Source organism: Aeromonas sp. 160P (genome assembly GCF_055193095.1).
Genome location: NZ_JBUXKV010000001.1, coordinates 3,959,120 through 3,972,364 on the forward strand (window position 1 = coordinate 3,959,120; position 13,245 = coordinate 3,972,364).

At 56.5% G+C, this 13,245-nt stretch carries 12 protein-coding genes; 5 read left to right on the forward strand and 7 right to left on the reverse strand.

Going from position 1 to position 13,245, the window contains the following annotated elements; translation table 11 throughout:
* Positions 1–175 precede the first annotated feature (175 nt).
* Complete coding sequence (glk, locus tag ACY8FN_RS18350) at positions 176–1,183, forward strand: glucokinase (protein WP_463100832.1); 1,008 nt, start codon at positions 176–178, stop codon at positions 1,181–1,183.
* A gap of 204 nt (positions 1,184–1,387) precedes the next feature.
* Here the strand turns inward: glk and ACY8FN_RS18355 are convergent, their stop codons facing one another.
* The gene (locus tag ACY8FN_RS18355) at positions 1,388–1,888 is read right to left on the reverse strand and encodes an SRPBCC family protein (protein ID WP_098969923.1); all 501 of its coding nucleotides are present in this window, start codon (positions 1,886–1,888) and stop codon (positions 1,388–1,390) included.
* A 161-nt stretch (positions 1,889–2,049) separates the two neighbouring features.
* Here ACY8FN_RS18355 and ACY8FN_RS18360 point away from each other — a divergent pair, with 161 nt between their 5' ends.
* Entirely contained in the window at positions 2,050–2,472 is a 423-nt protein-coding gene (locus ACY8FN_RS18360) for a GNAT family N-acetyltransferase (protein WP_463100833.1), read from the forward strand.
* Between the two features lie 22 nt (positions 2,473–2,494).
* On the opposite strand, the gene ACY8FN_RS18365 is transcribed toward ACY8FN_RS18360, so the two are convergent.
* From ACY8FN_RS18365 to ACY8FN_RS18385, 5 genes are all read right to left on the reverse strand, one after another.
* Positions 2,495–2,980 carry a hypothetical protein gene (locus ACY8FN_RS18365; RefSeq protein ID WP_303844816.1) on the reverse strand — a complete coding sequence of 162 codons (486 nt, stop codon included), beginning with the start codon at positions 2,978–2,980 and terminating at the stop codon, positions 2,495–2,497.
* A gap of 10 nt (positions 2,981–2,990) precedes the next feature.
* On the reverse strand, positions 2,991–3,791 hold the full coding sequence (locus ACY8FN_RS18370) for a winged helix-turn-helix domain-containing protein (protein WP_303844818.1): 801 nt from the start codon (positions 3,789–3,791) through the stop codon (positions 2,991–2,993).
* A gap of 274 nt (positions 3,792–4,065) precedes the next feature.
* The gene (locus ACY8FN_RS18375; protein WP_463100834.1) at positions 4,066–5,592 is read right to left on the reverse strand and encodes a methyl-accepting chemotaxis protein; all 1,527 of its coding nucleotides are present in this window, start codon (positions 5,590–5,592) and stop codon (positions 4,066–4,068) included.
* Positions 5,593–5,655: 63 nt separating this feature from the next.
* The gene (locus ACY8FN_RS18380) at positions 5,656–6,387 is read right to left on the reverse strand and encodes a substrate-binding periplasmic protein (RefSeq protein WP_463100835.1); all 732 of its coding nucleotides are present in this window, start codon (positions 6,385–6,387) and stop codon (positions 5,656–5,658) included.
* Positions 6,388–6,931: 544 nt separating this feature from the next.
* Complete coding sequence (locus ACY8FN_RS18385; protein WP_463100836.1) at positions 6,932–8,170, reverse strand: uracil-xanthine permease family protein; 1,239 nt, start codon at positions 8,168–8,170, stop codon at positions 6,932–6,934.
* A 305-nt stretch (positions 8,171–8,475) separates the two neighbouring features.
* Here ACY8FN_RS18385 and ACY8FN_RS18390 point away from each other — a divergent pair, with 305 nt between their 5' ends.
* Both ACY8FN_RS18390 and ACY8FN_RS18395 read left to right on the forward strand, forming a co-directional pair.
* Positions 8,476–10,041, forward strand: a complete 1,566-nt coding sequence (locus ACY8FN_RS18390) for a hypothetical protein (RefSeq protein WP_463100837.1) — start codon at positions 8,476–8,478, stop codon at positions 10,039–10,041.
* Positions 10,038–10,379: an RT0821/Lpp0805 family surface protein gene (locus ACY8FN_RS18395; protein WP_463100838.1), complete on the forward strand. Its 342-nt coding sequence runs from the start codon at positions 10,038–10,040 to the stop codon at positions 10,377–10,379. Before ACY8FN_RS18390 ends, ACY8FN_RS18395 begins: the two co-directional genes overlap by 4 nt.
* Positions 10,380–10,468: 89 nt before the next feature.
* Here the strand turns inward: ACY8FN_RS18395 and ACY8FN_RS18400 are convergent, their stop codons facing one another.
* Positions 10,469–12,184, reverse strand: a complete 1,716-nt coding sequence (locus ACY8FN_RS18400; protein ID WP_463100839.1) for an NAD-dependent malic enzyme — start codon at positions 12,182–12,184, stop codon at positions 10,469–10,471.
* A gap of 276 nt (positions 12,185–12,460) precedes the next feature.
* On the opposite strand from ACY8FN_RS18400, the gene ACY8FN_RS18405 reads away from it, so the two are divergent.
* The gene (locus ACY8FN_RS18405) at positions 12,461–13,225 is read left to right on the forward strand and encodes a substrate-binding periplasmic protein (RefSeq protein WP_463100840.1); all 765 of its coding nucleotides are present in this window, start codon (positions 12,461–12,463) and stop codon (positions 13,223–13,225) included.
* Positions 13,226–13,245: the final 20 nt, after the last annotated feature.

A 13,245-nucleotide genomic window follows, 5' to 3' on the forward strand; every position in this document is an offset into this window, starting at 1 on the left:
TCATCTCTAATTATTTCGTACTTTTCGTTACAAAACGTCACCTCACCATGAAAACGCTTACAAATGTTGCAAAGCAACAACACTGTGAGCAGCCGCACGTTTGTGTCGATCCAGCGCGTTAGCGCAGCCCAAGCTCGGATAGAATATACAGTCACCCTCTAACAATAATCTCGGGATGCAACGGTCGTCCCAACCCTGTAACGAAGGAGTAGTTATGCAGCATACCCACGCGCTGGTCGGCGATGTCGGCGGAACCAATGCACGCCTGGCTCTGTGTGAGCTGGCCACCGGTACTATCTCGCAAGCCAAGACTTACTCTGGTCTGGCCCATCCCAGCCTTGAAGCCGTGGTACGCCTCTATCTGGACGAACACCACGCACAGGTGAGCGAAGCCTGCATCGCCATCGCCTGCCCCATCAACGGTGACTGGGTCGCCATGACCAACCACAGCTGGGAATTTTCTATCAGCGAGATGCAGAGCAATCTGGGGCTGGATCGCCTGCAGGTGATCAATGACTTTACTGCCGTCTCCATGGCGGTGCCGGTACTGGCAGCAACGGATCGTATCCAACTGGGCGGCTCGGCACCGGTATCTGGCAAACCTATCGCCATCTATGGCGCGGGCACCGGCCTTGGGGTGGCTCATCTGGTGAGGGCGGGCGAGCAGTGGCTGAGCCTGCCGGGTGAAGGTGGCCATGTCGATTTCGCCGCCAACACCGAAGAGGAAGATGCGGTGCTGCAGGTGATGCGGGGAGAGCTGGGCCATGTCTCGGCCGAACGACTGCTATCCGGGCCTGGTCTGGTCAACATCTATCGTGGGCTGGTGAAATCCGATGGCCGTGAGCCTGAACCGTTCGCCCCCAAAGACATTACCGAGCGCGCACTGAGTGGCGAATGTCTGGATTGCCGTCGCACATTGAGTCTGTTCTGCGTGTTGATGGGGCGCTTCGCCGGTAACTTGGCCCTCAATATGGGCACCTTTGGTGGCATCTATATTGCTGGCGGCATAGTCCCGCGCTTTCAGGAGTTCTTCATCAGCTCGGGTTTTCGAGTGGCCTTTGAAGACAAGGGACGCTTCAAATCCTACCTCAAAGAGATCCCGGTATTCCTGATCACGCACGAAGGGCCGGGGCTGCTCGGTGCTGGTGCTTATCTGCGCCAGTCGATGGGGATCTCTATCTGATTAACCTGTGGTACGAGGCGGGATCATCGCTGGTTCAGCCTCGATTCAGTGTGAATGGCATAAAGTAGCTGCACGTAACCAAGAGGGTTGTACTTCACAAGGAGTGGAAAGCGACTCTCATCCGCTGGATACGTTTGTCACCTGACAAGCCTGAACTGTTTCAACCGGCCTTTTGGCCGGTTTTTTTTATCTTCAATTCCGCAGCTACTGTGCCAGCGCCTTCAATTGTGACTTATCGGGGGGATTGTTCCAATCGATGGGGCCGTGGGTAAAACGGTACTGCAAACGCGGCAAGCTGATCTCAAGCCACTCTTCCCGAAAATAGGCAAAACCCTGATTCCAATCAGGATCATTGGCCCAGCCGGTTTGCAAAAAGTGCAGCCGGGTCCCCTGCCCTTCAGGCACAAAATGCAAACAGACATGGGTTTTCTGCAAGCGAATATGGGGGAAGGTGGGCGGAAAATTCCAACTAAAGCTGAGTAAATCATAAGGCATCACCGCCATGACCCGGCACCCTTCACTGCCCCGTTCGCCCAGCGGGGCATCGGGCCTGAAATAGATCTCGAATGGGCCATTCGGTTCGGCCACCATCAAACACTCGGGAGCCAGAAAACTGCGCAGACCGCTTTCTGTCGTCCAGGCATGCCAGACATCGTCTATGTGTGCCGGCACAAAAATATTGCCTTCAATCTGTTTATTGTCCATAAATCAGCGATCCTCAAGCCATCCATACAAGAGCTTCCGGCAGTATAGCCCCATGCCAAATATAATGGACAGTGGTTAATCACACCCTTGTCACCTACATCAAGTTGACGTGTCACTGTGCAATAACATCAGCTAACAATCACTGAACCCGGGAGCTCATCATGATCCGACTCATGGTAGAACAGGATATTCCCCAACTGGCCCAGCTGTTTTTAAAGATCCGGCGACAAACCTTTCACTGGGTCGAACCCGCCCAATTTCAACTTGATGATTTTGCAAAGCAGACCGAAGGCGAACGTGTCTGGGTAGCCGAGCATGGGGCAAACATCTGTGGCTTTATTGCCATCTGGCAGCCTGACAACTTCGTCCATCATCTGTATGTTTCAAGCGACTGGCATGGCCAGGGGATTGGGCGAGCGCTGCTCGAACACGGGTTGGCCGATACCGCTAAACCCGGCTCGCTCAAGGTCGCGACCCTTAATACCGCAGCGTTGGCTTTTTATCATCGCCTCGGCTGGATAAACAGCGATGAGACCGGTCACTGTAACGTCACCGGTCCCTGGTGCAAGTTGATCAGAAACTAGCGGGTCTCCCTGCACCTGCAGTTTACGGCTGAGCAGGCACCAGCGGTGCCGGGGGGAAGAACCAGCGGTAGAGATCGAACCAGCCATCTCGCTGGGCAATCACCACCTCATGCACCGGATCACGCTGGAAGATCGCCACCTTGTTTTCGGTCAGCGACACCCAGGCATAATTGACCAACGCATATTGCGACTGGATCAGGTTGTACTCATTGAGATAGGAGTCATCGTTGCCCGACTCGTGCAGCTGGGTACGACTGTCTATGAGGTAAACAAGCTGGTTGAAGAAGGTGAATTGAAAACCGGTCACCCGCCACTTCTCCTTGGTCGCCTCCTCCTCTTCAATCACGGTGATTTTGCCCCAGCGACACACCCCGTGATAGTTGACCCCGTTGGCCGACATTTTCAGATCGTAATGACAGCCCAGACTGTTGATAAACATCCCGACCATAAACAGCAGCACGAAAAGCAGTGGCAACAGCAGCAAGGTATTTTTCAGCGTTCGTTTCATCAGACCTCCCTTACAGCGTTTTTTCGAGCTCTTTATAGGTGAGCACACGCACTTTGTGGCCGGAGACCAGCACCAGCGATGCAGGCTTGACCGTCGGCACTTCACTCTTAGCTTCCATCTGACAAACGACGCCCGTCGGCGAATCAGCACAACGCACATGTAGCCACTCAAAATTCAGATAACCGACAGCAAACAACACCAGCACAACTAGAGCCAGATTGATGTATCTCAGCCCCTTGGCCAACAGCGGCCGACCAATGCAGCTTAACAATGCAAGCTTGAGACGCTGCCCTATCGAACGGGAAGTGACAGAGGAGATCTCGCCAGTAACCTCATTGACAGGCTGAAGCGATGGCATTGCTTCTGTGGGCATCAAAACAGGCGGCTCGTTCCCGGCAACAGGCTCGGACTGTGGAATCGCCTCTATGGGTGCCAGCTTGCCATAATAGGTTTTCACCTGGCAGTTGAGATGCAAGGCGTAGCCTTTTTTCGGAGTGCTTCTGATATCCAACGTCTGAGGGGATGATGCGACGTGGCGGCGAATATTGGCGATAGCCACGTTAAGTGAGTTGGGGCTGATGGGGCGGCCCAACCAGCCAATATCGAGCAGCAGATCCTTGTCGCACACTTCGTCATGGTGATCGAGCAAATAGCTGAAAATGAGGCTCTCAGCCGATGACAAGCGCACTACCCTGGCGCTTTGCACCTTGTCCTTGTCGGCACCAAAAATCAGCTCTCGTCTTTTGACATCAAAGACATAATCACCAAAGTGGTAGGCAGATACACTATTGCCTGCCGTAATCCCCGTCATACCAACCACCTGTTATCTGCATCATCATGAAAAAGGGGATCCCACGCCTGATAATGCCAATGACGACTCAGGGCTTGCTGAAATTAGGCGAAATTCTAATGAGTCAGGATCCACCGCACAATAGATGAGCATTAGCATCGCCAGAGAAAATAGACCCATGCGTCCAGAATGGTCGGACTGAGCGGCTCCACGCTGAATATCCCCTGCTTATAGCGAATATCTATGATGCCCCAATGGACAGCAACGTATCCAATGGGGCTGATATGACAGGACCTTAAACCCGAAACTGCTTGAGTAGGCCATCCAGCTGGGCCGATAGTTGACGCAGGTCGCTGCTGGCTTCGGCAACTTGTGCCACTCGCGCTGCGCTCTCGCTATTGAGTGTGGCAATCCGGTTGACGCTGTGGCTTACACCTTCTGCCACCGAATGCTGCTCTTCCGATGCCTGGGCAATGTAGATATTCATCTCGCGGATCAAACTAACCTGACTTTTTATCTTCTCCACCGAGTTCTGCACATCTGCCGCCTCGATACCCGCACGGGATGCTTTCTCCTGACTTTGCTGCATGCCCACACCGACATTCTGGGTGGCCTGTTGCAGCCGTTTGATGCTGGCACTGATCTCTTCTGTTGACTGACGAGTGCGCCCTGACAGGGTACGAACTTCATCCGCCACCACCGCAAAACCCCGGCCCTGATCCCCGGCTCTGGCAGCCTCAATGGCTGCATTGAGGGCCAGCAGGTTGGTCTGTTCGGCAATCCCGTTGATCACCTCAATGATATTGCCAATGCTGCTGCTCTCGGTCGAGAGGGAGCGCATCAAGATGGCCACCCGTTCCACTTCACCCACTAATTGATGAATGGCCTCATTGGCATGCCCCGCCAGATTGTAGCCCTGCTCCACATAGAGATTGGCCTCATCTGTCGCGGTGGCAGTCCTCCCCGCATTACCCGCAACCTCCTGCACCGCTTGGCTCATCTCGGTAATGGCGGTGGCGACCTGATCCAGCTCGGATTGCTGGGCGTCACTGCCAACACGAGTATCTGCCGAGAGGGCATCACAGCGTTCGGCGTTTTGCAGCACCCCGGCAGAAAGCTCATTAATCTCTGCCACCATCTCCTGCAACTTGGCAATGAACAGGTTGATGTTGGTGGCCAGCGCCCCCATTTCATCCTGACGGCGGATCTTCAGACGTCTGGTCAGGTCTCCTTCCCCTTTGGCCAGATCGAACACCGCCTGATTCATCTGATGGAGTGGCCTCAGCACATTGCGGTGAATGAGCACCATCAGCAGCACAATGATGCAAAGATCGAGCACCACGATTTGCCAGACGGTGGTGATCAACTGCTGACGCAAGTGGGCCTGAATAGCAGCATCGCTGGTTTGCACCAACAATCTGGCCACTGTGTTTTTCTGACCGCTGTCGTCATAGACCAGATCGTAACCACCGTAGGCAGCGGTATCGGCAGGAATGGCAGTCACGGGGGCAATGGTGCCCGCAGTGTCACGGGCAAACCCGGCTACCAGCTTCTCCTTGTTGACCACCAGCAGCGCACTGAGGATATCGGCCGCCAGCTCGGACTTGAGCGATGCCTCGATAAAGGCCGATTCATAATTCCACAGCGGGCCGGGCAGGGAGAGCTGCAGCCGACCGATGGCCTGTTCGACCAGCACGCTCTGCTTGCTGTAGCTCTCCGCCCTGGCAGCGTTGTAGTTGTAACCGCCAAACAACACCAGCAACAGACTCACCGATAGAGAGGTCAACACGGCGATCCTGAACGTCAGACTTTTCCAATCCATGGTTTCCTCCCGGTTTACGGCAGCCGGAGCAGTGCCATTTACTGGCACTTGTTACAGGTACTGTTACTGGTACTTGGCGTTGATCTTGTCGATGGTACCATCCGCTTTCATGGCGGCCAGGATCTCGTTGAGCTTGGTGATGAGCTCATCGGGCGTCTCCTTGTTAAACGCCAAACTCATCTGGGTTTCCTTGAACACAAACACTGACTTGGGGTTGGCAACCTTCTCCTTGGTGGCCAGATAGGGGGCCAGATATTGACCGGTTGCCCATAAGTCGATGCGACCCGCTTCCAGTTTTTTCACGTTGGCGGTGTCATTGGCGGCCAGCTGCAACTTGGTGAAACCCTGCGCCTTGAGGTACTCGGCAGCTGCATCACCGTTATAGCCCCCCACCGAATACTGCTTGGCATCTTCGAGTGACGTCACCGCAATATTGGCCGTCGCGCTGGAGAAAAAGACCCAGTTGTTATTTACCAGCGGCCCGACCCACTTGAACAGCGCTTCCCGCTCAGGAGTGCGCGTTGTTGAATAGAGCGCCGTGTTGGGGGTGCTGAGGGTATCTTCATAAGCCCGCTTCCAGGGCATCAGCGTCAGTTTGTATTCAACCTCAGCGCGCTTGAGCAGTTCTTCAACCACTTCGGTGGATAGCCCGACAATCTTGCCACCCTCCCCTTGCATGTTGAATGGAGGATAATCCTCCGTCATCACATTCAATGGCACAGCCTGAGCCACGCTCATCGTCATCACGGTAGAGACTGAAAAAATTGCACTTTTCCACAGCTGTTGATAGTTCATTGCAACCTCGCCTTACTTGCCATTCATCCCTGAACACCCACCCCTGTTGGCTGGCGGTGCACTCCTGACCCGATACGGGTCATGCCGGCTTTCACGGCTCGCCGCCCACCCGATGTGCAGCAGCAAACAAATTCCGATTTCGCCAGCACGCGATTAAGCGCAACCGGCAAGACAGGCTCACGGTCAAAGAGAGGGGAAACAAGCCAAAGCAAGATGAAAAAATGCTGGATGGGGGCGGATAAGACCGATGACGTGCAACAGCGCCGTGGCAAAAGAGAGGCGCATCGATACAGGGCGACGGCTTGGAAGAAAAATGATCGAAAACACCAACATCCATTTTCTCATCCTGCTCAAGACAACATCAGAGCCATACCTGCCCTTTAGCTAAGGTCACGAAAACAGATACGTCAAATGACAAGGCTAAACCGCTCATCCATCACCGAACTGCGGTGTGACAATGAAATTTCGCTGCAGGATCCAGTCAAAAAAGGAGGCCACCCCAAGGTGGCCTCCTGCAGATCAACAACCTGTGTAATGCCGGGGCTTAATCCTTGGCGGCTTCAGTCACTTCCTCTTCAGAGTGAGCAGGCAGGATCAGATTGAGCAGGATGGCCGCCACTGATGCCAGACCGACACCGGCCAATGCGAAGTCACCGATCTTCATCTCCAGCGCACCCACACCAACCGTCAGCGTCACACCCACGATAGCGATGTTACGCGACAGCCCCATATCAACTTTGGACTCCACCAACGTCTTGAGGCCGATAGCAGCAATGGATCCGAACAGCAGCAGCATGATACCGCCCATCACTGGCATCGGGATGGAGGTGAGCAGTGCATTGAACTTGCCGAAGAACGCCAGAATGATGGCGAATACGGCCGCCCAGGTCATGGTCACCGGGTTGAAGTTACGAGTAATCATCACAGCGCCGGTCACTTCGGCGTAGGTGGTCACGGGTGGGCCACCGATGAAACCGGCAAAGCAGACGCCGATGCCGTCACCGGCCAGAGTGCGGTGCAGACCCGGATTCTTGGTGTAATCCTGACCCGTCACCCCACCGATGGCCAGCACGCCACCGATATGCTCGATACAAGGGGCGATGGCCACCGGCAGCATAAACAGGGCCGCAGCCCAGTTGATTTCGGGGGTTTCAAAGTGAGGCAGCGCCAGCCAGGGGGTAGTGACCATCCCCTCAAAGCTCACCAGCCCCATAAATATTGCCGAGGTATAGCCGACGACCACACCACTGAGGATCGGGATGAGCTTGATCCAACCTTTGCAGAACACGGCAGCAATCAGGGTCACCGCCAGTGAAATCCCCGCCAGAGTCAGCGCTGCACCGGCCGGAATCACTTGTTCGGCCCCCGCACGCCCCATCGCCATGTTGCAGGCAACCTGAGCAACCGACAGGCCGATCACCATGATCACCGGGCCGATGACGACCGGCGGCAACAACTTATGGACAAAACCCATCCCTTTTACCCGGATCAGCGCAGCCAGAATAAAATACATAAAACCGGCGGCAAACAGGCCAAACATGGTGGATGGCAATCCCCAAGTTTGGGTGGCGTAGATGATGGGGGCGATGAAGGCAAAGCTGGAACCGAGGAAAATCGGGACCTGGCGGCGGGTGCAGAGCTGGAACAACAAGGTTCCCACACCAGCGCCAAGCAGGGCCATGGAGGGGTTCAATCCGGTGAGCAGGGGCACCAGAACCATGGCACCGAAGGCGACAAACAGGATTTGCAGCCCGGCGACACTTTGCTTGACTAAGGAAAACATGGATGTCCTTAATTTTTTGATAACTGATGGGGATATTTATCACTTTTCAGTTATCACAAGACTTTTTCAAGGCACAGAATGAACACAAAAGCGCCACTTGTTACCTTTTACTGCTTGGGGAGGGCATGAAACTGGCTTTTTAGGCGGGATTCGTTGCTACAAGCATCGAGTATGCGATTTTACGCATTATTGTGGCGAACGCCAATCGTTTTTCCATCATGTTTATTGTGTTCATGCTCAAAAATGCCACCATCAGAGGGCGCTCTATAATGGATCCTGTGAATCAAGATGGACAAGGAGTCCCCATGTCACAGCCCCCACTCAAGGCCAGCCAGCGCAGACTACTGATCGGCTCGGCTATCGCACTCGCCCTGTTTGCGAACCCGTTCAGTTATGATTTCACCCACAATGAGTGGCAAATGAATCAGGCCTATGCCAAGTCCTGCTTTATCGCCGGCACCCGCATCACGATGGCAGATGGTTCCATCCGCCCCATAGAGACACTGCGGGCCGGTGAACAGGTGCTGGATCAGCACGGCGGCAGCAACCGGATCCTGGCTGTCGAACAGGTAATACTGGGCAAACGCAGACTCTACGGGATCAACCATCTGGCCCCATTCTTTACCGCAGAGCATCCTCTGCTGACCACTCGCGGCTGGGCGGCCATCTCACCCGCCATGACCCGAACCGAAAACCCGCAGCTGACGGTGCTACCGCTATTTACCGGCATGCAGATAGTGTGTCGCCCGGCACCTGGCATGGTGACGGGCAATCTGGCCCTGCAACCCCAACCTGAGCTACTGCTGGTTGAATCTCTCTGCTGGATCGAGGCGCCTCCCACTACCGCGCTCTTCAATCTGCTGCTCGATGGCAGCCACAGCTATATCGCCAATGAGCTGATCGTTCACAACAAAGATGGCGACGGGGGTGGCGGCAGCGATAGCGGCGGAGGCAGCGATAGCGGCGGAGGCAGCGATAGCGGCGGAGGCAGCGATAGCGGCGGAGGCAGCGATAGCGGCGGAGGCAGCGATAGCGGCGGAGGCAGCGATAGCGGCGGAGGCAGCGATAGCGGCGGAGGCAGCGATAGCGGCGGAGGCAGCGATAGCGGCGGAGGCAGCGATAGCGGCGGAAGCAGCGATAGCGGCGGAGGCAGCGACAGCGGCGGAGGCAGCAATAGCGGCGGAGGCAGCGATAGCGGCGGAGGCAGCGACAGCGGCGGAGGCAACGATAGCGGCGGCAGCGATGATAGTGGCGGCCAGGGCGAGTATGCTGGCGGTGAGCGACATGGCGGTAGTGAACAACACGCAGGTGGCGAGCGTCATGGCGGCCGCGGGTTTGGCAATGGCATTGATGACAACGGCGTAGATGCAGTCGATGCCAACGGCAACAAGCTCAGAGGCGATGGCACGGTCGATGACAACGGCGTGGACGCCGTCGATGCCAACGGCAACAAGCTCAGGGGTGATGGCACGGTCGATGATAACGGTGTGGACGCCGTCGATGCCAGCGGCAATAAACTCAGAGGTGACGGTACGGTCGATGACAACGGCGTGGATGCCGTCGATGCCAACGGCAACAAACTAAGAGGTGACGGCACGGTCGATGATAACGGTGTGGATGCCGTCGATGCCAATGGCAACAAACTCAGGGGCAATGGCACGGTCGATGACAACGGTGTGGATGCCGTCGATGCCAATGGCAACAAACTCAGAGGTGACGGCACTATCGATGACAACGGTGTAGACGCCGTCGATGCCAATGGCAACAAACTCAGGGGTGATGGCACGGTCGATGATCGCCAGCAAGTGCTTACCGATGAGCAGGAGCGTGCTCTGCTCAACAACGGTTTTCGCCAACAGGGGCAACCATGATGCGCTATCTGTTACCACTCCTCCTGCTCGGCCTCGCTGGCTGCGCCACGGTCGACACTCCGCCGCTTTACCATCAGATGGATAAGGCAGATGTTCAACTGGCCAATCAGGCCCTCGCCAAGGCGCTGGAAACTCGCACCAAAGGGCAGAGCCTCACCTGGTTCAATCCGGCCAGCCGTCACTCGGGCAGCGTTACACCGTTGCGTACCTTCCGCCATACCAGCGGGGAGTGGTGCCGCGACTATCGCGAGCAACTCTATATCGGTAAGGCCAGCCAGCAGTGGCAGGATACCGCCTGCCGCAATCAGGACGGTCTCTGGCGGCCCTTGCGCACTTAGCGCATGCCACGGGTAATAAACGAAAGGGGGTAGCAGCGCTACCCCCTTGTCATCTTTACCAACCCGTTATCCGGGCAGTGGATCCGCGGTTATACCCGACGATAAGGCAGATAAACCGGCTCCCACATGTGGTTGAGGATATGCTGCTGCAGATCCTGACCGATCAGTGGATGGGAGGGATCTCGCCGCACTATATCTTTCAGCACAGCAGTCGCCACATGCACAGAGATGCTGCGCAGCTCGCGAATACGCGGATAAACGGCACCCTTCGCCAAGTCCACCTCACTGACGCACTCGGCCAACGCAAAGGCGGCGGTGGTGAAGATATCGGGGCTTAACTCGTGAAGCTGACTGACGATGGCCGCCAGACCCACCCCGGGGAAGATAAAGACGTTGTTGCCCTGCCCGACCCGGAAATCCTGCCCCTCGTAGCTCACATCCTTGAACGGACTGCCGGTGGCAACGATGGCCTTGCCCTGACTCCAGCGGTAGATATCCTCCGGCAGCGCTTCACAGTTGGCGGTCGGGTTGGAGAGCGGGAACACCATGGGGCGCTCGCAATGCTGCTGCAGCAACTGAACGTGTTCCTCCTGAAAGGCACCGCCCGAGCCACTGGTTCCCAGCAGCACAGTAATGGGCACATGGCGCAGCACATCTGTCAGATTAGCCTTGCCGGGCACCTCGGTATCCCAGCCTGCCAGCAGCAGCCCCGGTTTGGCGTAACGGCGTTTGTACTCGTCAAGCCCTTCCCGGTTGTCACACACCAGCCCCTGAGTATCCAGAATGTAGATGCGATCCCGCGCCGCCTGCGGATCCATCCCCTCGCGGATCATCCCCGCGCAGATCTGATCCGCCACCCCGACCCCGCCAGCACCGGCGCCATAGACCAGATAGTTCTGCTGGCCGAGGGTTTCCCCCTTGACCTTGACCGCGCCTATGATACCGGCCAGCACCACGGCACCAGTACCCTGAATGTCATCGTTGAATGACGGCAGCGCCTGCTGGTAGCGGGCCAGATTGTTGAAGGCGTTGGATTTGCTGAAGTCTTCCCACTGCAGCACGGCGTTGGGGAAGTGGCGCTTGACCCCGGCGACAAACTTGTCGATGAAGTCGTCGTACTCCTTGCCGCGAATGCGCTTGTGGGGCTGACCCAGATACATGGGATCATCGAGCAGTTTCTGGTTGTCGGTGCCCACATCCAGCGCGATGGGTAGACAGCAGGCGGGGTGAATACCGGCCCCCAGGGTATAGAGGGAGAGTTTGCCGATGGGAATACCCATGCCGCCCACCCCCTGATCGCCAATCCCCAAGATCCCCTGGCTGTCGGTCACTACTATGATACGGATCGATTTGGCATCGATATGACGGGCCAGCGAGTCCATGTCTTCAACATTTTTCGGGGTGATATAGAGGCCGCGCGGCTTCTGGAAACGGTGGCTGAACTCCTGACACGCCTTGCCGACGGTCGGGGTATAAATGTAGGGGGTCATCTCCTCAACGTGGCGGGAGAGCAAGGCATAGAAGAGGGTTTCGTTGCGATCCTGCAGGGCGCGCAGGTTCTGGTACTTCTCGATGTCGCTGCTCGCGCTCTTGAACCCTTCATAAACTCGTTCGAGCTGGGCTTCAAACGTTTGTACCTGAGGCGGCAACAAGCCATCGAGCTCGAAATCGGCACGTTCCTGTTCGGTGAAGGCAGTGCCTTTGTTGAGATTACGATCATTGAGCAGGTTGGTACCTGTCAGTGCAACGGGGCGAAAATCCTGTCCCTGTGCATCTTTCCACAGCAGATATTGTCCGGTAGCCATAGTCATTCTCTTTGATTTACGTGAAATTGCCATTCGGCAGGAGAGCAAGACTCATAATGAAATCAATCATATGACGTTTATTCGATCAGTTTTGTGAGCTTGGGCATACCCTGCGGCCAAAATAGGCCCCCGGCGGCCCCGGCGAGACAAATATCCACGGTAAGGAATGAGACTCATGTTAGCATTACGAGCAACCCAGCCACCCTTCACAGCGTCCCAGCCGGGAGTAACCCTGATGCCCTCGACTCTGCCAGCCTGCGCCCCCTTCTTCTTGCCATGCGCCTGATCCCGCTGCTTGCTCTGTGGCTGTTTCTGACCTGCCAGTCGGCACTGGCCGCACAAGGCCGGGTGCTCAACATCATCGTCGGCGAGTGGCCCCCTTTTGTCTCTGAGCAGTCGAAACAGCACGGCCCGGTGGCCCATCTCATCGGCGATCTGTTCAAGGCGGCGGGCTATGAGGTGAAGTTCCACTTCGCCCCCTGGGGCCGGGTCTATTCGCTGGCAGCCAACAGCCAGCTCTATGACGCCACCGCCGTCTGGATGCACAAACCGGAGCGGGAGCAGGATTTCCTGTTCAGCGAAGCTGTGCTGCAGGAGCAGTTTGTCTTCTTCTCCCTCACGGCGCGGCAACTACGGGCCGAACGCCTTGAGCAGATCGTCGGTATGCGGTTGGGGGGCGATATCGCCTACAGCTACGGGCCCGAGCTAGACAAGATGGTGGCCGACGGCAAGGTGACCCAGCAGAAAGTCACCGACGTGAAGCAGAACTTCGGCAAGCTGCTGCGCGGGCGGATCGATCTCTATCCGCAAGAACTGCAAGTCGGTCTGGCCGAGCTGCGCAGCCAGCTAGACCCCGCCAGCGCAGCCCTCATCACCCACAGCCAGACCCCTTTTCTGCGCAACGATAGCTTCGTGATGTTCCCGCGCAAGATGCCGGATTCGGCCAGATTGCGGGATCAGTTCAATCAGCAGTTGCAGCAGGCCATCGCCAGCGGGCGCTATCAGACCTACTTCAACCGGCTGGCCCGGGGCGCCTATTGATCGTCGTGAAGTAAACGCGA

Coding starts and splice junctions, on each gene's coding strand:
- ACY8FN_RS18365 (WP_303844816.1), bottom strand. CDS start 2,980: ATGAAACGAACGCTGAAAAATACCTTGCTGCTGTTGCCACTGCTTTTC.
- glk (WP_463100832.1), top strand. CDS start 176: ATGCAACGGTCGTCCCAACCCTGTAACGAAGGAGTAGTTATGCAGCAT.
- ACY8FN_RS18400 (WP_463100839.1), bottom strand. CDS start 12,184: ATGGCTACCGGACAATATCTGCTGTGGAAAGATGCACAGGGACAGGAT.
- ACY8FN_RS18375 (WP_463100834.1), bottom strand. CDS start 5,592: ATGGATTGGAAAAGTCTGACGTTCAGGATCGCCGTGTTGACCTCTCTA.
- ACY8FN_RS18370 (WP_303844818.1), bottom strand. CDS start 3,791: ATGACGGGGATTACGGCAGGCAATAGTGTATCTGCCTACCACTTTGGT.
- ACY8FN_RS18390 (WP_463100837.1), top strand. CDS start 8,476: ATGTCACAGCCCCCACTCAAGGCCAGCCAGCGCAGACTACTGATCGGC.
- ACY8FN_RS18360 (WP_463100833.1), top strand. CDS start 2,050: ATGATCCGACTCATGGTAGAACAGGATATTCCCCAACTGGCCCAGCTG.
- ACY8FN_RS18385 (WP_463100836.1), bottom strand. CDS start 8,170: ATGTTTTCCTTAGTCAAGCAAAGTGTCGCCGGGCTGCAAATCCTGTTT.
- ACY8FN_RS18355 (WP_098969923.1), bottom strand. CDS start 1,888: ATGGACAATAAACAGATTGAAGGCAATATTTTTGTGCCGGCACACATA.
- ACY8FN_RS18380 (WP_463100835.1), bottom strand. CDS start 6,387: ATGAACTATCAACAGCTGTGGAAAAGTGCAATTTTTTCAGTCTCTACC.
- ACY8FN_RS18405 (WP_463100840.1), top strand. CDS start 12,461: ATGCGCCTGATCCCGCTGCTTGCTCTGTGGCTGTTTCTGACCTGCCAG.
- ACY8FN_RS18395 (WP_463100838.1), top strand. CDS start 10,038: ATGATGCGCTATCTGTTACCACTCCTCCTGCTCGGCCTCGCTGGCTGC.